Annotated in this window: 16 protein-coding genes; 8 read left to right on the top strand and 8 right to left on the bottom strand. The window is 68.6% G+C overall.

The genetic code is table 11. The features are described 5' to 3' along the window. Positions 1-110: 110 nt before the first annotated feature. The 4 genes from OG817_RS07935 to OG817_RS07920 all read right to left on the bottom strand — a co-directional run bounded on the left by OG817_RS07935 (position 111) and on the right by OG817_RS07920 (position 4,155). Positions 111-1,013, bottom strand: coding sequence for a zinc metalloprotease (locus OG817_RS07935; protein WP_406053049.1), 903 nt, complete (start codon positions 1,011-1,013; stop codon positions 111-113). 75 nt (positions 1,014-1,088) lie between these two features. After that, positions 1,089-2,114, bottom strand: a complete 1,026-nt coding sequence (locus OG817_RS07930; protein ID WP_406053048.1) for a potassium channel family protein — start codon at positions 2,112-2,114, stop codon at positions 1,089-1,091. Continuing rightward, positions 2,011-3,120 (bottom strand): GNAT family N-acetyltransferase, encoded by a 1,110-nt coding sequence (locus tag OG817_RS07925; RefSeq protein WP_406053047.1) that lies wholly within the window; start codon positions 3,118-3,120, stop codon positions 2,011-2,013. Before OG817_RS07925 ends, OG817_RS07930 begins: the two co-directional genes overlap by 104 nt. Before the next feature lie 636 nt (positions 3,121-3,756). Beyond that, entirely contained in the window at positions 3,757-4,155 is a 399-nt protein-coding gene (locus OG817_RS07920; RefSeq protein ID WP_396395785.1) for a hypothetical protein, read from the bottom strand. A 158-nt stretch (positions 4,156-4,313) separates the two neighbouring features. On the opposite strand from OG817_RS07920, the gene OG817_RS07915 reads away from it, so the two are divergent. Beyond that, on the top strand, positions 4,314-4,919 hold the full coding sequence (locus tag OG817_RS07915) for a hypothetical protein (RefSeq protein ID WP_406053046.1): 606 nt from the start codon (positions 4,314-4,316) through the stop codon (positions 4,917-4,919). Between the two features lie 271 nt (positions 4,920-5,190). Here the strand turns inward: OG817_RS07915 and OG817_RS07910 are convergent, their stop codons facing one another. Continuing rightward, positions 5,191-8,574, bottom strand: coding sequence for a S8 family serine peptidase (locus OG817_RS07910; RefSeq protein ID WP_406053045.1), 3,384 nt, complete (start codon positions 8,572-8,574; stop codon positions 5,191-5,193). A 145-nt stretch (positions 8,575-8,719) separates the two neighbouring features. Here OG817_RS07910 and OG817_RS07905 point away from each other — a divergent pair, with 145 nt between their 5' ends. From OG817_RS07905 to OG817_RS07885, 5 genes are all read left to right on the top strand, one after another. Next, the gene (locus OG817_RS07905) at positions 8,720-9,694 is read left to right on the top strand and encodes a helix-turn-helix domain-containing protein (RefSeq protein WP_406053044.1); all 975 of its coding nucleotides are present in this window, start codon (positions 8,720-8,722) and stop codon (positions 9,692-9,694) included. Between the two features lie 74 nt (positions 9,695-9,768). Next, the gene (locus tag OG817_RS07900) at positions 9,769-10,530 is read left to right on the top strand and encodes an ABC transporter ATP-binding protein (RefSeq protein ID WP_406053043.1); all 762 of its coding nucleotides are present in this window, start codon (positions 9,769-9,771) and stop codon (positions 10,528-10,530) included. Next, positions 10,527-13,184, top strand: a complete 2,658-nt coding sequence (locus OG817_RS07895) for an ABC transporter permease (protein ID WP_406053042.1) — start codon at positions 10,527-10,529, stop codon at positions 13,182-13,184. The genes OG817_RS07900 and OG817_RS07895 overlap by 4 nt, the downstream gene beginning before the upstream one ends. A 46-nt stretch (positions 13,185-13,230) precedes the next feature. Further along, positions 13,231-13,959: a hypothetical protein gene (locus OG817_RS07890; protein WP_406053041.1), complete on the top strand. Its 729-nt coding sequence runs from the start codon at positions 13,231-13,233 to the stop codon at positions 13,957-13,959. A gap of 123 nt (positions 13,960-14,082) precedes the next feature. Further along, complete coding sequence (locus OG817_RS07885) at positions 14,083-15,870, top strand: glycerophosphodiester phosphodiesterase family protein (protein ID WP_406053040.1); 1,788 nt, start codon at positions 14,083-14,085, stop codon at positions 15,868-15,870. A gap of 216 nt (positions 15,871-16,086) precedes the next feature. Here OG817_RS07885 and OG817_RS07880 read toward each other — a convergent pair whose 3' ends face one another. After that, positions 16,087-17,154: a glutamate--cysteine ligase gene (locus OG817_RS07880; RefSeq protein WP_406053039.1), complete on the bottom strand. Its 1,068-nt coding sequence runs from the start codon at positions 17,152-17,154 to the stop codon at positions 16,087-16,089. A gap of 42 nt (positions 17,155-17,196) precedes the next feature. On the opposite strand from OG817_RS07880, the gene OG817_RS07875 reads away from it, so the two are divergent. After that, positions 17,197-17,934: a HipA family kinase gene (locus OG817_RS07875; RefSeq protein ID WP_406053038.1), complete on the top strand. Its 738-nt coding sequence runs from the start codon at positions 17,197-17,199 to the stop codon at positions 17,932-17,934. Continuing rightward, the gene (locus OG817_RS07870; protein ID WP_406053037.1) at positions 17,931-18,314 is read left to right on the top strand and encodes a DUF3037 domain-containing protein; all 384 of its coding nucleotides are present in this window, start codon (positions 17,931-17,933) and stop codon (positions 18,312-18,314) included. Before OG817_RS07875 ends, OG817_RS07870 begins: the two co-directional genes overlap by 4 nt. Here the strand turns inward: OG817_RS07870 and pgm are convergent. Together pgm and OG817_RS07860 are read right to left on the bottom strand one after the other, a co-directional pair. Further along, the gene (gene pgm, locus OG817_RS07865; RefSeq protein WP_406053036.1) at positions 18,311-19,933 is read right to left on the bottom strand and encodes a phosphoglucomutase (alpha-D-glucose-1,6-bisphosphate-dependent); all 1,623 of its coding nucleotides are present in this window, start codon (positions 19,931-19,933) and stop codon (positions 18,311-18,313) included. The two genes, OG817_RS07870 and pgm, sit on opposite strands and share 4 nt — an antisense overlap. Positions 19,934-19,985: 52 nt before the next feature. Then, positions 19,986-21,452, bottom strand: coding sequence for a fused MFS/spermidine synthase (locus OG817_RS07860; RefSeq protein ID WP_406053035.1), 1,467 nt, complete (start codon positions 21,450-21,452; stop codon positions 19,986-19,988). Between the last annotated feature and the right edge of the window lie 59 nt (positions 21,453-21,511).

Below are 21,511 nucleotides of genomic sequence, written 5' to 3'. Positions count from 1 at the left end.
CGAGACCTTAGGACGTCGGCGCCTCGCGGTCAACCTCGGGCTGGCAACGACCACCACACGCAATCGGACCGTGACCCGTCAGCGGGGTCACGGTCCGGTGAGTACGGCGATCAGGTGCGGTACAGCAGCCAGGCGTCCGCCATGCGCTGGGACTGGCCGGGGGTGAACTCCGTGTAGCAGGAGTCGAACGAGTAGTCCATGTAGTTGTGGATCGGGTCCAGGCCGGGGGCCGTGCAAGTGTCCTTGCCTGCCGGGCATCCGGACGTCGGTGTCTTCTCCTTCGGAGTGTCGTCGACGAAGTCGCCCTTCGCGTTGCAGCCGCCGAAGAACGTGTGCTCGAGGTTCAGCCAGTGGCCGACCTCGTGCGTCGACGTCTCGCCCTGGTCGTAGCGGCCCGCGTACGTGGTCGACGTACCGAGGAACGACTCCCAGTCGATGACCACGCCATCGAGGTATGCCTGGCCGGGCTTGGTCACGATGTCCGGCAGGTAGGCCCAGCCGAGGTAGTCGCCGGCCGTCGTCGAGTACAGGTTCAGGTCACCCGGCCCACCGGTGTGCAGCGCCTGCTTCATGCTGTGCTCGCCGGTGCCACCCGGGTTCGCGTAGAACCAGGCCGCGTTGTCGGTGCGCGTCACCCCGGCCAGCTTGAAGCTGAACCCGGTGCGGTCCCCGCCCTCACCGCCCGCGTAGGTGTTGTTCAGTACGTCGATCTGGGTCAGGATCTGCGGCATCGTGAGCGAGCCGACCGTACCGTCCGTCACCACATGGAAGTAAACCGGCACGGTTGCCTTGAACCCCGGCTTCGCCTTGCCCTTCGCCGCGGCCGGCAGGTCCTGTGCGACCTGTCCGAGATCAGGCTCGCGGGGTCCGCCCCGCGCCTGCACAACGCTGTCCTCAGAAACGCACGGGCCGATCCACTCGTTACCCGACGCAGCCGCCTGGCTCTGTGCCCCGGTCAGCCCCGCACACGCCATCGCCGCGATCGCGACGCCGGCAAGTTGTCTGTTCCACATCAGGCCTCACCCCTCAGCCGGACTTGAACTCCGCCTGATCAGAGACAACCACTCAGCGGCCAGGAGCGGAAGAGGTTACTCGTCCTCTTCGTCGGCGCCGGGGCGCTCCGCCCACGGCGTCTCCTTGGCCGGGCGGACGACGATCAGCTTGTCGCCGGCGGCCAGCACCGAAACGTTGGAGTCGTAGTACCGGTGCACCTTGCCGTCGCGGACGACCGAGACCACCCGGTCCGGCACCGCGGACGGCGGCTTGCCGACCTCACGGCCGAGCACCGGGCGTTCGGCGACCTCGAGGCCCTCGCCGTACGTGAGCAGGTCCTCCATCACCTCGCCCAGGTTCGGGCTGACGGCGGACAGGCCGAGCAGCCGGCCGACCGCCTCGGACGAGGTGACGACCGCGTCGGCGCCGCTCTGCCGCAGCAGCGGAACGTTGTCCTCCTCGCGGACCGCGACCACGATGTGCGCGGTCGCGTTCAGCTGCCGGACGGCCAGCGTGACCAGGACCGCCGCATCGTCACGGTCGGTCGTCACGATCACCTCGCGTGCCGACATCACCTCGGCCCGGCGCAGGACGTTCCGGTTCGTCGCATCGCCGTGGAACGCGGCCATCTGGTCGTTACCGGCGTCGCCGATCGCCTGTGCCCGCGGGTCGATCACCACGATGCTGTCGCGCTTCACCCCGTTGCTGATCAGCGTCTGGACGGCGGACCGGCCCTTGGTGCCGTAGCCGACGACGACGGTGTGATCCTTCATGCGCTTCCTCCATCGGGTGTCGCGCATGACGCGGCGACCCTCGTTGGCCAGGACTTCCAGTGTCGTGCCGACCAGCACCACCAGGAACGCGATTCGCAGCGGCGTGACGATGAACGCGTTCACGAGCCGCGCAGTCGGGGTCACCGGCGTGATGTCGCCGTACCCGGTGGTGGTGAGGGTGACCGTCGCGTAGTAGATCGCGTCGATCAGGCCGACGTCGCCGTCGTAGTTGTCCCTGTAGCCGTCACGGTCGAACACCACGATCAGCACCATCACCGTCAGCAGACCCAGCGCGACGAGGATTCGGCTGAACAGCTGAAAGAGCGGCGAGCGCGTGCTCGCGGGCATGTTGACCAGCAGCCCATGCGGGTTGCGACCGGAGGGAAGGGGTGGCACGACTCCGACGATATTGCACCGGCGGCCGATCCACCGCATGCGACAGGCTCTGGTCGGACAGCGCGACGGTCACCATCAGATTGTCACTGTCCTGGACCACTCTGGTCCGCATCCGCAGACCTTCGATCGTGCGAAGCATCGCGACGTTCTCCGGTTGCACCACACAGACGGCCCGGTCGGCCCCTCGGTCGCGCGCTGCACCGATCACGAGCCGGAGCAGTTGCCCGCCGAGACCACGGCCCTGCCAGCCGTCCTCGACCAGTACGGCGACCTCCATCGTCGTACGCCCGAGCTCCTCCCAGGGCGCGGCGGTCGCCATCCCGATGACGGCCTCGCCCACGGTCGCCACGATCGAGACGCCGCCGGCCGGTGCGGACAGGTGGCGCGCGGTACGCGCGGTCAGCTTCGGCATCGGTACGTGGTAGCGCCGGGTGCGGCTCTCGAACGAGCACCGCTCATGCATCGCGACGACCGCCTCAGCGTCGTCGACGGTCGCCGTACGCAGCTCGGGTTCGCCACTGCCTGGTCGCGGGCCCTCGGTCTCCTGCAGCCGCTCGGCCAGCCGTCCGGCGATCTCGACCAGGGCGTCGGCGCGGGCCCATTCGGCCGGCGTGTACTCGTCGAACCCCTGCAGATTGCCCAGCTCGTCATCCACCGACACTGGGTCATCGATCAACCGCAGTACGGCGCGCAGGTAGCGGGTCGGGCCATCACTCAGTACGTCGGCTTGGCACGGGCGGACCGTCGTACGTTGGCAACCCGCCTCAGCCGCGAGTGCGGTCAAAGCATCCGCCGTCCAGCCGACACCGGTAGAAACCACCAACTCGTCCACGGCACCACCCTCGGCCGTGAACACCTCGAGACTCAGGATGTTGATCTCATCCGCCCCACACCGCGCCGCAAGCTCAGCCAACGCCCCCGGACGATCGGCAAGTTCGGTCCTGATCTTCCAAAGCATGCAGACGCCTCCCTCGTAGACGTCCCACCCTCCACCCCCTCTGTTGCCCCACCGCGTCCCCCGTGTTACACCCACATCAACCTTCCCCCGCGCCCCTCGCGTCCCCACCACGCCGCCCACCGCGCCCCACCGCAGACGTCCGGGCCCTCACGTCCCCCCGCCGGCACCATCTGGTGACCGCGGACAGGTCCTGCCATGTCCAAGGTCCCCAGATCCCGTGCACGGGCACGCTGCGGGACGGGGTGGCAGAGGTTGGGTGCTGGGGTGCGGGTGAACCTGCCTCGAACACCATCCGGTGACCGCGGACAGGTCCTGCCATGTCCCAGGTCCCCAGAGCCCGTGCACGGGCTCCCCGCGCGACGGGGTGGCAGAGGTTGGGTGCTGGGGTGCGGGTGAGCCTCGCCTCGAACACCATTTGGCGGCCGGGGACAGGTCCTGCCATGTCCAAGGTCTCCAGATTCTGTGCAGGGGGCGCACTGCGGGACGGGGTGGCAGAGGTTGGGTGCTGGGGTGCGGGTGAGCCTCGCCTCGAACACCATCCGGTGACCGCGGACAGGTCCTGCCATGTCCAAGGTCCCGAGATCCCGTGCAGGGGCTCCCGGCTGGACGGTGAGCGGGGGCGGGGGTGGGGTGGGGCTAGCGGCGGCGGAGGTGTGGGAGGTGGGGGGTGAATTTGGGTTTGCGGGCGGCGAGGACTACCGCGGCTTCGCGCTTGTCCAGGTCGGCGTGGCGGAGGAGTTCTGGATAGGTGTTCTGGGGGACGGACGGGTACGTCGTGACGATCGCGTCGCCGGAGAACACGAAGAAGATCGCCTGCCCTTCACGGAGGATCTTGAGCAGGGACCCGTCGCGCACAGTCAGCGCGTGCTCGATCGCCTTCTTCCGCGCAGCCCGCTTCGCCAACGCCGCCTGCATCGCCTGCTGAGCCGGTTCCCGCCCATGCCTGAACGCCTCAACCGCCAACGGCCCGTACCGCACGCCGTACTTGACCAGATTCTTGGCCAGCTTCCCCTGCCCACCCTTAGCACCCGCCATACCCCCGACTGTAGCGACCCCTCAGACCTCCACCCCGAACTCCCGAGCCGCCAACACGGCCGACCGCACGCTCCAGCACTCAGCCCGAGCGGTCAGGGTGGCCGACGACCGGCCGGGTGGGTGTGCGGGGGTGGGCGGGGTCGGGCACGATGGGGCGTGTGAGTAGTCCTAATCCGCGCCGGCCGATCATGCCGGGGAACAAGTTGTTCGAGTCGTTGCCGGGGGCTGCTGATCCGGCGACGGTGACCGAGGTGGCGCATCGGACGGCTGAGTTGCTGGTGCGGGGGGTGCGGGACTCGGAGGATGCCGAGGTGCATGCTCGCGTCGTGAAACTGGCGGACGACTACGGGCTGGATGAGCTGGCTGAGCTGTGGTCGGATGCACCGTCGGACTCGTTGCCGGGTGCGCTCTGGAGGTTGTACCTGCTGCGGTCGTGGGTGCACTCCAACGCTGAAGAGGTGTCGTACGAGTTCGCCGCCGGGCGGAAGTACGCCGAGGTGCACGCGGTGGTCGCGGGTGTCGCCGAGCCGCCGGGGCCGACCGAGGTGCGGGAGATGGTGGACGCAGTACTGCGGGGTGTCGCGATCGGTGATTTCGCGACCACGCTGGACCGGGCGGCGGCGTTCGCGCGGATCGTCGCGACCGGGCGGGCGCATCTTGCCGACGACGGGCACGATCGGGTGCTGTCGGCCTCGAAGCTCGTCGAGACCGCGGACCAGCTGCAGACAGCGGCCCGCGCCGAACGCGCCGGCCAACTCTGGTAACGGTACGCCGCGCAACCCAGCGCAACGCGCCGTGCCGAGGGTGTGGTTGCACAGTTGAGGTTCGGGTGATATGGCGTCTTGAAGCCCGAGATGTCAACGGGACAAGGGGTTTTGGGACCCGTTACACTGTTCGAGGTGTCGGGCCGGTGCAAGCCCCGGGTCCCAAAATAAGCCGCTGCGAGCGGCCACGCGCCGTGAGGCGCTTCCCGGTCCGATGCCACACACCAGACGAACGCCCCGGCCGATGCAACGGCCGGGGCGTTCGAGTTTTCTAGTGGATTCCGTAGAAATGGTTCAGCGTCTGCGTGACCGACTTGCCGTTGGAGTCGGTCAGCTCGACCTTGAGTGTGACGAAGTCGGTCGCCTTCAGGTTGTTGACCAGGGCCACCGCTTTGCTCCCGAGGTTGAGCACCGGGACCTGGACCCAGGTCGCACCATCGTCGTACGACGCCGACACCCGGGCCGAGGTGAATCGGCCGGCCTTGTACCAGTGCCCGGACTCCGCCGTGATCGTGATCGGGAAGACCGGCAGCTTCGGAGCCCGGTCGTTCAGGTCGACCGCCATGTCGTAGTCCGGGAACAGCAGCGGCAACGGCTTGCCGGCGTCAGCCGACGAGCTCTTCCACTTCCACCGGGTCTGGACGGTCGACGGCGACTCCCACTTGTAGTCGCCCCGCTGCCACCGGTTCAGGTCGTACACGAGCTCGAGGTTCGTGGCCGCGGCCGGCACGTCCCAGATGCCCTGGCCGTAGAACCCGTACTGCCCCAGCGACACCCCGTCCGCCAGCAGTTCGGTCCCGCCCAGATCCAGGAAGCCCTGATGCGAGAAGTGACCCGGCTGCGTGTCCGCCCAGCTCGGGAAGTTGCTCCAGATCGTGTTCCCGTCGCGCGCCGCGGGCGCATACTTCTGCCCGGTCGTCTGGTCGGTCACCATGCTCGGTCGCAGCCCGGCCTTGTACCAGCTCTCGCTGTGCCTGCTCCCAGGCTTGTACGCCGTCGCCGTCGACGTCATCAGCGTCGCGAACGGCCACGCCATCGCATCCGCGTGCCCGACCATCTGCGTCACCTTGGTGTCCGGGTCGGCGGTGACCAGATGCTGCACCTGAGTCGGCGCCGCCACTGTCCCCCGGGTCCCGGTCGGGATCAGGTTGATGCTCCACGGCCGCCACACGTCGGTGTACTCGGAGTAGCTGTACGGCTTCCCCGGCGTGTAGTACGTCGCGTCGATCGTTGCCAGATCGCGATCGCGGACCCGATGCTCCGGCGTCCCGTTGACCTGCTGCTCGTGCGTGAACGCGAGGCTGTAGAGGTACGGCGACTTGGCGCCGGCCGGTGATCCGTACTGCCACCCCTCGATCACCTCGAACGTGCCCCGGCGCGCCTTCGGCGTCGTACCGAGGTAGATCGCCGAGACCCGCGGGCCGAAGCTGCGGCTCGACGCGAGGATCCAGTTGTCGATCACCCGCCCGTACGTCAGGCTGCCGCCGCGGCGCTCGCTCGGACGCTGCGTCGTCACCTTGGCCTCGGCCGCGGTCCGTACGTCGTAGGTGATCGTGGTGTTCTTGGTCAGCGTGATCTCGGGGTCGCCGAGGAACGCGTAGGAGTCGACGAGTCCGTCCGCGCCGTCGTGGGCGATCGTTGCCGCCAGAGAGTACGTGCCGGCCCGCAGGTGGAGCGTGCGGTCCGCACCGTCGAACCCGACCCGCTGGGCCGCGATGCTGTCCAGGTCGAAGACGTCCAGCGAGCTGATCGACGAGGCCGGCTTCCCGTCGCGGTCGATCAGCTTGAAGGTGACGTCGACGTACTGCGGCTCGAGGTAGAACCCGAACGGCGTCACCACCGTCCGACCATCGTTGCCGGTAGCAACCACGCGGACGCTGATCGCGCCGTACAGCCCGTAGTCCAACGCGGCCGCCGGGTCGACGGTGACCGGGAGGTCGGCGGTGCCACCGGCGGGCACGGTCAGCGACGTGGCATCGAAGTGGATCAGGGTATCCGGCAACGGCTTCCCGTTGTTGCCGCGCGCATCGGTCGCGAACATCAGGGTCACCGGTAACGTCCCACTGTTGCGGTACGTGAACTGTTTGGTGGTCTTCTGAGCTGCGGTGTGCGGCCAGGCGAAGGTCCCGAGGTCGACCGTGCTCGGCCCGGCCACAGTCGACGTGACCGCCTGGGCGACATCGAGCTCACCCGCGCCCTGCTCGTAGATCCCGACCTTGCTCTCCGAGCGCACCGAGTTCTGCAGAGCAGCCTTCAGTTGCTGACCGTTCCAGTCCGGGTGCTGCTGCTTCAGGATCGCCGCGGCACCGGCCACGTGCGGCGTCGCCATCGACGTACCGCTCATGTCGACGTACGCCTGGTCGCCGCGCCCACCGGCGCGGGCCGCGGTGATGTCCACGCCGGGTCCCGCGATGTCGGGCTTGACCGCGTGGTTGCCCAGCACCGGTCCACGGCTGGAGAAGTCGGCGGTGGTCTGGGTCAGGTCGGTCGCCGCGACCGTCATCGCCGACGCGGCACATCCCGGGCTGCTGATGGCTTCGGACGGACCGCCGAGGTTGCCGGCAGCAACGACGAACAGTACGCCGGACTCTGCGCTGATCCGGTCGACCGCGGCCGCCATCGGATCGGTGCAGTCGACCGGCTCGGACGTACCGATGCTCATGCTGATCACATCGGCGCCCTCGGCAACGGCCCACTCCATCCCGGCGATGATCCAGGACAGCTCGCCGCTGCCGAAGTCGTTCAGGACCTTACCCGCGAGGAGTTGCGTGCCCGGGGCAACGCCCTTGTTCTTGCCGTTGGATGCCACGCCGCGACCGGCCACGGTCGACGACGTGTGGGTGCCGTGACCGTCGTGGTCGGCGACGTCCGGGCTGTCGGTGAAGTTCTGCTGCGCCTTGACCGCGCCGATCAGGTCCGGGTGCTCCGCGTCGACGCCGGAGTCGAGCACGGCCACCGTGGTGCCGGTTCCGTCGTACCCGGCCGCCCAGGCCTGCGGGGCGCCGACGTACGGGACGCTCTGGTCAAGGGTCTTGGTGACCTTCGCGTCGAGCCAGAGCTTCTGGACGTCCCGACCCGTCGAGAGGGACTGCCAGGTGTCGTGAGCCTGGGTCTTGTCGGTCCGCAGCGCGGCGGCGCTGACCGACGACAGGGTGCGCGTACGGGTGGACCCGGCCGGGACCGCCTGCTGAGCGGCTCGCGCCGTCGGCTTGTACGTCGCGATGACCGGGATCTGGTTGGTAGAGGCGTCGTCGTACCCCTGCCGGATCAGGCCGCTCACGTTGAACAGCGCCTGGTCGACCTTGCCGCTGTTCACCAGTCGCGCGGCGCTGTCGGGTACGACGTACAGGTCCTTGCCGACCCTGCGGGTCTCGTAGCCGGCGTCAGAGGCATCGGCGGGGACGAACCGGACGTTGCTGCGGCCGGAGCCGGCCGGGGACAACTGCACCTTGTCCCCCGTGATCAGGGTGACGACCTTCGCGGCGTCGACCTGCACCGGCAGGGTCGGCCGGGCAGTCGGAGCGGACGGAGTGGGCGGGGTGACAGTGGCAGTGGCGGCGGCGGGTACGGCGCCGGCCGCGAGCAACGCAATGGCCGCGGCACCGGTCAGAAAGCGACCGGCCGGGGTTTTGCGCGCCAGGAAGCGGAAAAACATGGGGAGGACACCCTTCGGGACGGATTGTCGCCGGTCAGTCCATCGCAAAACCGCCAGCGAAGGAGGTGGCTGTGCTGGCAAGATTGCGACAATTCAGGTACCCGCCAGGGTCCAGCCGCCACATCGCCGTCTGCTGGGAGGCATCGTGCTCGACGTGCTCGGACTGGATGACTCCGAAGAACTCGCCTATCGGGCCCTCGTCGAGGTCCCGTCGTACGACGCCGTCGAGCTGGCGAGCCGGCTCACCTGCCACCCGGTCGAGGCGGCGCGGGCGCTGTCCTCGTTGGAGACGCTCGGCCTGGCCGCGCGGTCGAGCAGCGGCACGGATCGGTACGTCGCCTCGCCGCCCTCGGTTGCCCTCGCGGCGCTCGCAGTCCAGCGCGAGGAGGAGTTGCGCCGAGCGCAACGCGAGATCGAGTCGCTGGCCGAGGTCTATCGGGGCACGGACACCGAGCGGTCGATCAGCGACGTCGTGGACGTCGTCCGTGGCGCCAACGCGGTCGGCCAGCGGTTCGCCCAGCTGCAGATGTCCGCGCGGGAAGAAGTCCTCGGGTTCGTGAAGGCGGACATCGCCGTGGTGCCGCCCGAGGACAACAAGGAGGAGGACGCCGCCGTCACCCGTGGGGTCCGCTACCGCGTGATGATCGAGCGGAGCGCGTTCGACCGGCCGGGGTTCTTCGCCGCCGCGTCCGACTCGCTGAACGCCGGTGAAGAGGTTCGCGTCGTCCAGGAACTGCCCCTTCGGTTGCTGATCGTGGATCGTCGCATCGCACTCGTCCCGTTGCTGTCCGGACCGGGCGGCGCCATCGGAGCGCTGATCGTGCACAGCAGCGGCATGCTCGACGCGTTGCTCGCCCTCTTCGAGAGGGTGTGGCGCGACGGGCTCCCTCTGGTGCTGGGCACGAACGGCATGGTCGAGGGCTCGTCGGACGGTCTCCCGGAACTCGACGCCAAGATCTTCGGCCTGCTCCTGGCCGGCCTCACCGACCAGGCGGTGGCCAATCAACTCAACCTGTCCATGCGCACGGTCCAGCGCCGGGTCCGCGCGCTGATGGACCTGGTTTCCGCCGACACCCGCCTCCAGCTCGGCTTCCACGCCGCCCGGCGGGGCTGGATCTGACCGTCCGAAAGAGGCACACTCGGCAGCGGGGACGATCCGATCGGCTGGGGGCCGCTGATCCGTCGGGAGGGGCGATGATCGGCACGGAGGGGACAGCAGCACGCACGAATGCCGGCGTGGTGTACGCGGAGGACGTCGTCCGCGTGTACGGCGAAGGCGACACCGAGGTCCGGGCCTTGCGCGGCGTGGGCGTGCAGATCGATCCAGGACAGCTCACTGCGGTGATGGGACCGTCCGGCTCGGGCAAGTCCACGCTGATGCACATCCTGGCCGGGCTGGACCGGCCGACGTCGGGCTCGGTACGGATCGACGGGATCGAGATCACGACCCTCGGTGACGACGCGCTGACCAAGCTGCGGCGTCAGCACATCGGTTTCATCTTCCAGTTCTTCAACCTGCTGCCGATGCTCAGTGCCCGCGACAACATCGTGCTGCCACTGACGATCGCCGGCACGAAGCCGGATCCGCAGTTCTTCGAGGACCTGGTCGAGCGGGTCGGACTCGGCGACCGCCTCGAGCACCGGCCGGCCGAACTGTCCGGCGGCCAGCAGCAGCGGGTCGCGATCGCGCGGGCCCTGGTGTCACGGCCGACCGTGGTGTTCGCCGATGAGCCGACCGGCAACCTGGACTCGCGGACCAGCGGCGAGATCCTCGCGCTGATGCGCGGCTCGGTCGACGAGTACGGCCAGACCACAGTCATGGTCACGCATGACGCCCGCGCGGCCGCGATGGCCGACCGGGTGCTGTACCTGGCCGACGGCGAGATCGTGAAGGAGACGGGTCGGTCCAGCCAGCACGAGATCCTGCAGATCATCGACACGCTGGACCTGCAGTGATCCGGTTCGCGGTCCAGGGGTTGCTGGCCCGCAAGCTTCGCTCGGCGCTGACCGCGATCGGCGTCGTCCTCGGCGTCGCGCTGATCTCGGGCACGTACGTGCTGACCGATTCGATCACGTCCGCGTTCGACTCGATCTTCACCGAGAACTACAAGAACACCGACGCGGCGATCACCGGGAAGACGGCGTTCGACGCGGCCGAGGACGGGACCGTCACCGCGCCGCCGTTCGACGCCGGTCTGCTCACGCAGGTCCGGGAACTGCCCGAGGTCGGTGCGGCCGGTGGCGCAGTGGCCGGCGAGGCGCAACTGATCGGCAAGGACCGCAAGGCGATCGTCTTCGGCGGCGCGCCGAACCTCGCGTTCAGCGTGGATCCCGCGCTGCCGCAGTTCAACTCGCTCACCCTGGTCTCCGGTGCGTGGCCCGCGCCGGGCGAGGTCGTGATCGACACGCACAGCGCGCAGGAGAAGGGATTCGCGGCCGGCGACTCCATCGGTGTGCAGGCGCGTGGGCCGGCCGAACAGATGCGGATCTCGGGGCTGGTCGAGTTCGGCGCGGTGTCGTCGATCGGCGGTGCGACGCTGGCCGGGTTCGAACTCGGCACCGCGCAGAGGTTGCTCGACAAGTCCGGCAAGCTGGATCAGATCCTGATCGCGAAGAAGGACGGAACCAGCGAGCAGCAACTGCTCGACGCGGTGCGACCGATCCTGCCCGAGGCGACGCAGGTCCGGTCCGCCGAGGACCAGGCGGCCGAGGACGCGGCCGGGACCAGCGGCTTCCTGAGCTTCCTGCAGACGTTCCTGCTGGTGTTCGGCGGGATCGCGTTGTTCGTCGGCTCGTTCGTGATCGCCAACTCGCTGTCGATCACGATCGCCCAGCGGACCCGTGAGTTCGCGACCCTGCGCACTCTCGGGGCCTCCCGCCGCCAGATCCTCGGCACCGTCGTCCTGGAAGCGCTGGTGACCGGGCTCGTCTCGGCGGTGGTCGGGCTGTTCCTCGGGCTCGCGATCGCAACCGGGCTGTTCAAGCTGTTCGACGCGGTCGGTTTCACCCTGCCGAACAACGGACTGGTCTTCCAGACCCGGACGATCATCGTCGCGCTGGTGGTCGGCGTACTGGTCACCGTACTTGCGAGCCTTCGGCCTGCGTGGCGGGCGACCCGGGTGCCACCGATCGCCGCGGTCCGGGAGGGCGCGACGCTCGCGCCAGGCCGGTTGCATCGCTACCGCCCACTGGGAGCGGCCCTGCTCGCCGTCGTCGGGATCGCGCTCGTGCTGACGGGACTGTTCGTCGACGGCCTGTCGACCACCACGCTGCTGTCGTTGCTCGGTGCCGGCGTACTGCTGCTGTTCATCGGCATCGCCCTGTTCTCCGCCCGTCTCGTCCGGCCGCTCGCCGCCGTGTCCGATCCCGTCGCCCGCTGGGCGGTCGTCGTACTGACCGCGATCGCCTGGCCGTTCTTCCTGTTCCCGCTCTGGCTGGTACGACGGCTCCTAGGGCGGCCCGCCGAGTTCCCGCGAGTACTCCCTGACGGACCCGCGGTCGCGATCGGCGGCCAGAACAGCCGGCGCGATCCGCACCGGACGGCGTCGACCGCCGCCGCGCTGATGATCGGACTCGCGCTGGTCACACTGGTTGCCACCTTGGGCGCGGGCATCATCAAGCCGTTCGAGCAGGCCGTGGACGGGATCTTCAGCGCCGACTACGCCATCACCGCGCAGAACAACTTCAGCCCGTTGCCGCCGACAGTCGCGGCCGCTGTGGCCGAAGTACCGGCCGTCGAGTCCCAGACCAGCGTGCGCGGCGGCCAGGCGAAGGCGTTCGACAAGACGATCACGATCACCGCCGTCGATGCCGAGGCGCCCAGCCTGCTCACCTTCGACTGGCGGTCCGGCTCCCAGGCGTCGCTCGGTGAACTCGGCGCCGACGGCGCGATCGTCGATGCCGAGTACGCCGACACCCACGCGCTCTCGCAGGGCTCACGGTTCGCGATGGAGACGGCGACCGGGAAGGTCCTGCAACTCCAGGTCCGTGGCGTCTTCCGCCCGCCGGCCGGCGGATCGCCGTTCGGCAACGTGACGATCTCGACCGAGACCTTCGACTCGACCACCTCGCAGCCGCTGAACATCTACACGTTCGTCAACATGCGCGGCGGTGTCACCGCGGAGAACACGGCCGCCCTGGACAGCGCGCTGAGCACGTTCCCGAACGCCAAGGCGATGACCCGGGAGGCCTTCAAGAAGGCGCAGACCGACAACGTGAAGAGCATCCTGAACGTCCTCTACGTCCTGCTCGCGCTCTCGGTCCTGGTGAGTCTGTTCGGCATCGTCAACACCTTGGTGCTGACCGTCTTCGAGCGAACCCGGGAGCTCGGCATGTTGCGTGCGATCGGGCTGACGCGCTTGCAGGTGAAGCGGATGATCCGGCAGGAGAGCGTGATCACCGCCCTGATCGGCGCGGTGATCGGGATCGTGCTGGGCCTCGTCCTCGCGTCGCTGCTGGCGTCGCGGCTGGACGAGATCACCTTCACGATTCCGGCCGGTCAACTGGTGATCTTCGCCGTCGTCTCGGTCGTGGTCGGCATCTTCGCCGCGATCTGGCCGGCCCGGCGCGCGGCCAAGCTGAATCCGCTCGAAGCGCTCCAGTATGAGTAGTTGTACTCACGAGCGCTGATCCCTGGCGGTGTTAGCTTCCCGGACTGTGAAGCGAATCGCCGCCCCAGCAACCGTTCTCGCCGTTCTCGTCCTGACCGGCTGCTCGACCGTGGAGTCGAAGGACATCCGCACCAGCGGGATGACCGCAGGGATGGTCGTGACACTGCCGGAGAACACCGACGCGGCCGACGTGAGCGCCTCGCTCCGCGTTGGCACGCTGACGTTCGTCGAACTCGGCGACGGCGAAGGGATCACCGCCAGCGGTGGCGGCAAGTCGGCCGAGCTGAGACACCACCGGTCCGCCGGTGTCACCAGCTACACCAACCGGCTGGACGGCGTGACCGCAGCAGGGACCGAAATCACCTTCAGCCTCAAACGCGGCGGCGACAACGAGTCCGCTCCACAATCGACCGTCGTACTGCCCGAACGGGTCCGGATGGTTGCACCGGCCGCCGGTACGACTTTCTCGCGACGCAAGGACATCACTGTGCGGTTCACCAGCGAGCCGTCGCAGTTGCCGACGAACCTCGGCTGGGCGGGTGACTGCGTGCAAGCGGGCAGCCTCGAACTCGAGCCCGGGCGGACGTCCGCGACCATCGCGCGGGGCTCGATCAAGCCCGTGACGACCACGCCGGCCCCAGGCAAGAACAGCTCGCAGTGCCGGGTCCGGCTCACGCTCACGCGCCGTACCGAGGGGAAATTGGACAGCGCGTTCAAGGACGGCTCGGTGACGGCGGAGTCCCAGTCGGTGCGGGACGTCGTCTCCGCTCCGTAATCGGACGGCGACACGCGGCGGTCACCCGTCGGCCGTTTCTCGGCTACCTTCACGAAGGGACAGGTATCCCTGCGGCAGCCAGCCTCGGGGACGTCCGCCCACCCCTCCGGAAAGGTTCCCCTCATGCGCTGCCTCCCCCGCGCGCTGCTTCCGCTTGTCCTCGCTGCCGGTCTCGTCGCCCAGGGACTGGTCGCCGTACCGGCCTCCGCTTACCGTGGCGACTTCGACGTCCAGGCTCACCGCGGCGGTCTCGGACTGACCGTGGAGAGCACGATCGCGTCCTTCTCGCACGGCCTCGAGCTCGGCGTCAGCACGCTCGAGCTCGACGTCCAGATCACCCAGGACGGGTACGCCGTGGTCACCCACGACCGCAAGGTCACCGGGTCCAAATGCCGCGACACCGCGCCGTACACGCCGAACGACCCGGAGTACCCGTACGTCGGCAAGTTCATCAACACGCTGACGCTGAAGCAGGTCAAGCAGCTCGACTGCGGTTCGCTGCCGCAGGCGGGCTTCCCCGGTCAGCAGCCCGATCCGGGCGCCCGGATGCCTGAGCTGCGCGACATCTTCGCGCTCGTACACCGCTATCACGCGAACAACGTGAAGCTGAACATCGAGACCAAGGTCGAGGCGGGTGCACCGTCCGAGACCGCGCCGCGCGAGCAGTTCGTCCAGGTCGTCGCGCGCGAGGTCCGCACGGCGAAGATCGGCCGGCAGGTGACGATCCAGAGCTTCGACTGGGGTTCGCTGATGCGGATGCGCCAGGTCGCGCCGGAGCTGCCGCTGGTCGCGCTGACCAACTTCGACTTCCTCCAGGTCGGCCGGCCGGGCAAGTCGCCGTGGCTCGGTGGCCTGGACATCGACGACTTCGGTGGTGACCTGGTCAAGGCGACGAAGTCGTTCGGCGCTTCGGCGATCTCACCGGTGCACGGCTTCCCGCAGGACGGCAAGGTCACCGATCCGAACTACCGGCCGTACGTCACCGCGGACATGGTGAAGTCGGCGCACAAGGCAGGGATGAAGGTGATCCCGTGGACCGTCGACGACCCGCCGACCATGCAGGCGTTGATCGACGACGGTGTCGACGGGATCATCACCGACTACCCCGACCGGCTGCGTTCCGTCGTACAGGAGAACGGCTTCAGGCTCCCCAAGGCGTACGACGCTCCGGCCTTCCGGGCACTGCCGTCGGCGCATGCGCACAACGACTACGACCACCGGCGTCCGCTGCAGGACGCGCTGGATCGCGGGTTCAACAGCGTCGAGGCGGACGTGTGGCTGATCGACGGCGAACTGCGGGTCGCGCATGACCTGGACGACGCCGTGCCGGGTCGCACGCTGGAGAGCCTGTACCTGCAGCCGTTGGCCGATCGGGTGCGGGAGAACCACGGGCAGGTGTACGAGCACGGGCGCGACTTCCAGTTGCTCATCGACATCAAGAGTGACGGGCCGTCGACGTACGCAGCGGTGGACGAGGCGCTGCAGAAGTATCGCGGGATCAGCACGGTCTTCATCAACGGGCGGGTGCTGAAGGGCGCGGTGACGTCGGTGATCAGTGGCAACCGGCCGCTCGACGTACTGAAGGCACAGAAGGTCCGGTACGCCGGGTACGACGGCCGCCTCGGCGACCTGCAGTCGGGGATGCCCGCTTCGCTGATGCCGCTGGTGAGCGACAACTGGTCGAACGTGTTCACCTGGAAGGGCGTCGGTCCGATGCCGACCGACGAGCAGGTCAAGCTGCACGACATCGTGGTGACCGCTCACCACGCCGGCTACCGGGTGCGCTTCTGGGAGACGCCGGACCTGCCCGGCGCGGCCCGCGAAGCGGTGTGGACCGAACTCAAGGCGGTCGGTGTCGACCACATCAACACCGACGACCTCCACGGCCTGGAGGACTTCCTGAGGCACTAGACCGGAGAACTCCCGGTAGAGCGGTGCTCTACCGGGAGTCTCCCGTCAGTACAGGGCTCGCAGGCCCAGCACGTCCCCTTGCCGAGGGTCCGTTCCTTGGTGTCACAGGCACTCGACGCCGTGTACATGGTCAGATTTCCGGCGGATCAGGGGCCATTCGGGGCCGAGTCTGCTCTCGGCATAACGCCATACTGCGGGGATTGTGAAAGCGTGATGTCAATTCTTCGGTGCCGGCGTGATCTCGGTCAGGCCGGTGACGTCGCCGCCGGTGCGGAAGGCCTTGCGTTGCTTCACCGCGCCGTTGCCGTCGGTCAGGATCCGTTGGATGCCGTCGCTCACCAGGTCGAGCGCGTCGAGCTCCTGCAGGGCCGGCTCCACATGCCGCCGCAATCGCCCAACCACCTCGGCCATCGGCAATGACTCGGCCGTGCGAACGTCCAGGCCGTTGCCAGTCATCCCGTCGCGTGCGGCCAGCCAGTACGCCGCCCGCAGTACCTCCGGCTCCAGCGACGGACCGTTCGTGCCGTCGTCCAAGGCAGTCATCACCAGCGCACGAATGACAGTGGCCAGCAGCACGGTGTCGTCGACAGTCAGCGGTATGTCGCTGACCCGAACCTCCACCGTCGGCAGGTGCGAGGACGGCCGGACGTCCCAATAGACCATCCGCTCGTCGATGAGCGTGCCCGCCGCCAGATGCATTGCCACCAAGGCGTCATAGTGCTCGACCGACTCCAGATACGGCGGCGGACCGGCACACGGCCAGCGGGTCGTCATCAGCCAACGCCAGCTCGCGAAGCCGGTGTCCTGGTCGAGGTAGATCGGTGAGTTCGCGGTGAGGGCAAGCAGCGCAGGCAGCCAAGGCCGCAGGTGGTTGCTGACGCGGACCGCCGTCTCTTTGCCGGACACGTCGACATGGACGTGACAACCGCACACACCCTGCTCGCGCGCCAGCAGACCCCACTGCCCTGCCAGCTCTTCGTACCGCGGTTTCCGGGTGATCGACTGCGCCGCCTGACCGTGCGGCGGTACGGCGATCGCCAGCAGCCGGGCACCCTCACCTGCGGCCGCGTCGGCGAGCTTGGAACGCATGTCGGACAAGTGCCCACGCAACTCGGTCGACGTCTCGCAGACCGGCGTGTTGATCTCGACCATGGCCCGGGTCAGCTCGAGCTCGACATCGAGATCCTGCACGCCCGCCACGACAGCCTTGCTGCGCGGGAGTGGATGACCGGTGGCGGACACGAGCAGTAACTCTTCCTCCACCCCGAAGAACGGTAGCCTCACCCTCGGCCGGTACCCGACGGCAAACCGGTTAGGCTCTGCCGCGTGACTCTGCCGACCATCACCGCCACACGCTACGTGTTGCCGTTGCGCGAGGGCGGTTCGCTGCCTGGCGTTGTCGAAGGCAACGATCTCGGCACGTACGTGATCAAGTTCCACGGCGCCGGCCAGGGCCCGAAGGCGCTGGTGGCCGAGATCATCGTCGGTGAGCTGTTCCGCCGCCTCGGCCTGCGGGTGCCGGAGCTCAAGCTGATCCAGCTCGACCCGGCGATCGGCAAGTCCGAGCCGGACTTCGAGATCCAGGAGCTGCTGATCCGTAGCGCCGGCCTGAACCTCGCCGTCGACTTCCTGCCCGGCTCCTTCGGGTACGACGGTTCGGCCGGCAACCCGGGCGACCAGGCGATGGCCAGGATCCTGTGGCTGGACGCGTTCGTCGCCAACGTGGACCGATCCTGGCGCAACACGAACCTGCTGGTCTGGCACAAGAACCTCTGGCTGATCGACCACGGCGCCGCGTTGTACTTCCACCACTCCTGGATGCCGGCGGAGAAGTTCGCCACCCTCCCGTACGACGCCTCCGACCACGTGTTCTCGGTCGCGACACCCGACGTACCCGGGGTGGACGCGGAACTGGCGACTGCGATCACCCCGGAGCTGCTGACCGAGGTGATCGGGCTGGTGCCGGACGAGTGGCTGGACGACGGCGATCGGGAGCGGTACCTCGATTACCTGACCGCGCGGCTGGACAAGCGGTCCGCCTGGCTTCCGGGCGGTGCGCGATGACTGAGCTGGTGCCTTTCGACTACGTCATTCTGCGGGCGGCGCCGCGGATCCAGCGCGGTGAGTTCATCAATGTGGGTGCGGTGCTCTACTGCCGCGCGCGGGACTTCCTGGGCGCCGCGTGGGACGTCGATCCGGACCGGCTCAAGGCGCTGGATCCGGCCGTCGACGTGGACGTGGTGTGCGCATCGCTCGAGCACATCCGCGCGATCTGCGCCGGCGATCCTGCCGTCGGGCCGGCCGCGGCGACCGGGATCGGCGAGCGCTTCCGGTGGCTCGCCGCACCCCGCAGTACGGTTGTCCATCCCGGTCCGATCCACAGCGGGCTCACCAGCGACCCCGCCGCGGACCTGGACCGGCTCCTCGACGCCTTCGTGCGTTAGCCGAGGGCTTTGGAGACGACCTCCCGGGCCTGCTCGAAGACCTGCTCGAGGTGGTCGGCGCCCTTGAAGGACTCGCCGTAGATCTTGTAGAGGTCCTCGGTCCCGGACGGGCGAGCGGCGAACCAGGCCGACTCGGTGGTGACCTTCAGCCCGCCGATCGCGGCGCCGTTGCCGGGAGCACTCGTCATCCGGTCCAGGATCGGCTCACCCGCCAACTCGGTCGCGGTGACCGCGTCCGCGGACAGGGCCGACAGCTTGGCCTTCTGCTCGCGCGTGGCCGGAGCGTCCACCCGTGAGTACGCGGAAGCGCCGAACCGCTCGACCAGCTTCGCGTGGGCCTGCGACGGCGTCTCGCCGGTGACCGCGGTGATCTCGCTGGCCAGCAACGCCAGCAGGATGCCGTCCTTGTCCGTGGTCCACACCGTGCCGTCGAAGCGCAGGAAGCTCGCGCCCGCCGATTCCTCGCCACCGAAACCGACCGAGCCGTCGATCAGCCCCGGGACGAACCACTTGAACCCGACGGGGACCTCCCACAGCCGGCGGCCGAGGTCGGCGACCACCCGGTCGATCAGCGAGGACGACACCAAGGTCTTCCCGACCGCGACGTCCGGACCCCACTGGCGGTTGGCGAACAGGTAGGAGATGGCGACGGCCAGGTAGTGGTTCGGGTTCATCAGGCCGGCGTCCGGCGTGACGATGCCGTGCCGGTCCGCATCCGCGTCGTTGCCGGTGGACACGTCGTACCGGTCCCGCTGGGCGACCAGCGAGGCCATCGCGTACGGCGAGGAGCAGTCCATCCGGATCTTGCCGTCATGGTCCAGCGTCATGAACGACCAGGCCGGGTCGATCCGCGGGTTCACCACGGTCAGATCGAGGCGGTGCCGTTCCGCGATCGCGGCCCAGTAGTCCACACTCGCGCCGCCAAGCGGGTCGGCGCCGATCTTCACGCCGGCCGTGCGGATCGCGTCCAGATTCAGGACCGAGGGCAGGTCGTCGACGTAGTGGCCGACGTAGTCGTACTCCCCCGCCTCCGACCTGGCCTGGTCGAACGGCGTACGTCGTACCTCACGATTGCCGCCGGCGATCAACTCGTTCGCGCGCGCGGCGATCCAGCCGGTCGCGTCCGAGTCCGCCGGTCCGCCGTGCGGCGGGTTGTACTTGATCCCGCCGTCCCGCGGCGGGTTGTGCGACGGCGTGATGACGATGCCGTCCGCACCAGCCCCGGCGCCGCGGTTGAGCCGCAGGATCGCGTGCGACACCGCGGGGGTCGGCGTGAGCCGGTCCGCGCTGTCGACGAGCGTCTGTACGCCGTTGCCCGCGAGCACCTCGAGCACGGTCCGCCACGCCGGCTCCGACAGGCCGTGGCTGTCCCGGCCGACCAGCAGCGGCCCGGCCGTCCCCTCACCGGCCCGGTACTCGCAGATCGCCTGCGTGATGGCCAGGATGTGCGCCTCGTTGAAGGCACCGTCGAGGCTCGAGCCACGGTGGCCCGAGGTCCCGAAGACGACCTTCTGGGCGGGGTTGTCCACATCCGGCGTGATCTCGTCGTACGCCGTCAGCATCGCCTGGACATCGACGAGGTCCTCGGGCTGAGCTGGCTGGCCTGCGCGTGGGTGCATGACCTCATGCAACAAGCCCACGCCCCGGAGCACAACTCCGGCGGCCCGTATCTCAGCTGACGTACGGCGTGAGCAGCTGATCGACCGGTGCGTAGTCGTCGGTCAGCACCGGCGCGTTGCCGACGAACCCGGTCAGCTCCTGCTGCACCTGCATCGCCGGCCCGACCTTGGCCGCGATCGCCGCTGCCTCGATCGGCCGGTCCGAAGCGACCAGCACGAAGTTGCCCCCGCTCTGCCCCGCGAGCTCGTCCTTGCGCGCAACCACCGCGACCTGCGGGAACTCGGCGGCGACCGTCGCGATCTCCGCCTTCAGGAACGCGGCCGCGCCGAAGTCGATCACGTTGATCAGGTACACCCCGTCCGGGCGCAGTACCCGGCGTACGTCGGCGACCAGCTCACGCGTTGTCAGGTGCCACGGCACCGACAGACCGCTGAACGCGTCCATGATCACCAGGTCGCGGCTGTCCGTCGCTTCGTCGCGCACACCGAGCCGGCCGTCGCGGACGACCACATCGAGATCCGGTCCGGTCCGCACTCCGAGCTCCTTCTTGTCCAGCTCGACGACCGCGGAGTCGATCTCGTACACCTTGTTGTGGGTGCTCGGCCGGGTCGCGGTCAGGTACCGCGGCATGGTGAGCCCGCCACCGCCGACATGCAGCACGTCCAGCGACTTGGCGGCCGGCCAGCTGCCATCGATCGCGGCCGCGAAGTTCTTGATGTACTCGAACTCCAGATGCATCGGGTCGTCCAGGTCGACGTACGAGTGCCGCAACTGGTCGAGGTACAGCGTCCGTCCGCCCTCCCGGTTCGGATCCGCCACCACGCGAGCACAGTGGTACGCCGTTTCCACCTCACACGGCCGGGGTGCGACGACGGTGAGCGTGGCACCGATCAGCGCGAGCGCCACCGGCTTCACAGCCGCCTGCCGACCTCGCAGTACGACGGTCAGGATGGCTCCGGCGACGACCAGCAGACCGCCGAGGGTGAGCACGATCGTGCTGATCGGGGTCTTCGCCACGAACACGAAGCCGGTCAGCACGGTGCCCGCGATCCCGCCGACAGTCGCGTACGCCGACAGACGGCCGACCACCGTGCCGGTCTCGGCCAGTGACTCCAACCGCAGCTTGGTCACCATCGGCGTCACCGCCGCCAGCAGCGACGCGGGCACGAACAGTGCGATCGCCAGCACGAGGAACACCAGGTCGGTGCTGCCGCCGCGCAACGCCTCACCGGTCCAGCGCACGACCGGAAGGACCAGCATCACCAGCGCACCGGCGAAGATCACCAGCGGACCGAGCGTCCGGACCGGCGGCACCGCGTCCGCGAAGCGACCACCCAGCGCAGCGCCCGTCGCGATCGCGGCGAGCGCGACGCCGATCACCGCCGTGTTCGTCTCCAGCGTCAGCCCGATGTACGGCGCCACGAGACGCAAGGAGACGAGCTCCAGCACCATGACGGCGCCCGAACTCCCGAACGCCAACGCGATGGCCAGTCGCGGCCCGACCCCACCCTTCACCATCGCGTCACCCTATCCGGGGAAGTTGTCGATCCCGAGCGCGTTCGTTCGTCATCATGAGC

Source organism: Kribbella sp. NBC_00889, from assembly GCF_045207705.1.
Classification (GTDB): Bacteria; Actinomycetota; Actinomycetes; order Propionibacteriales; family Kribbellaceae; genus Kribbella.
Note: the sequence above shows the minus strand (reverse complement) of the source record. Positions and strands in the feature narration are given on the sequence as shown.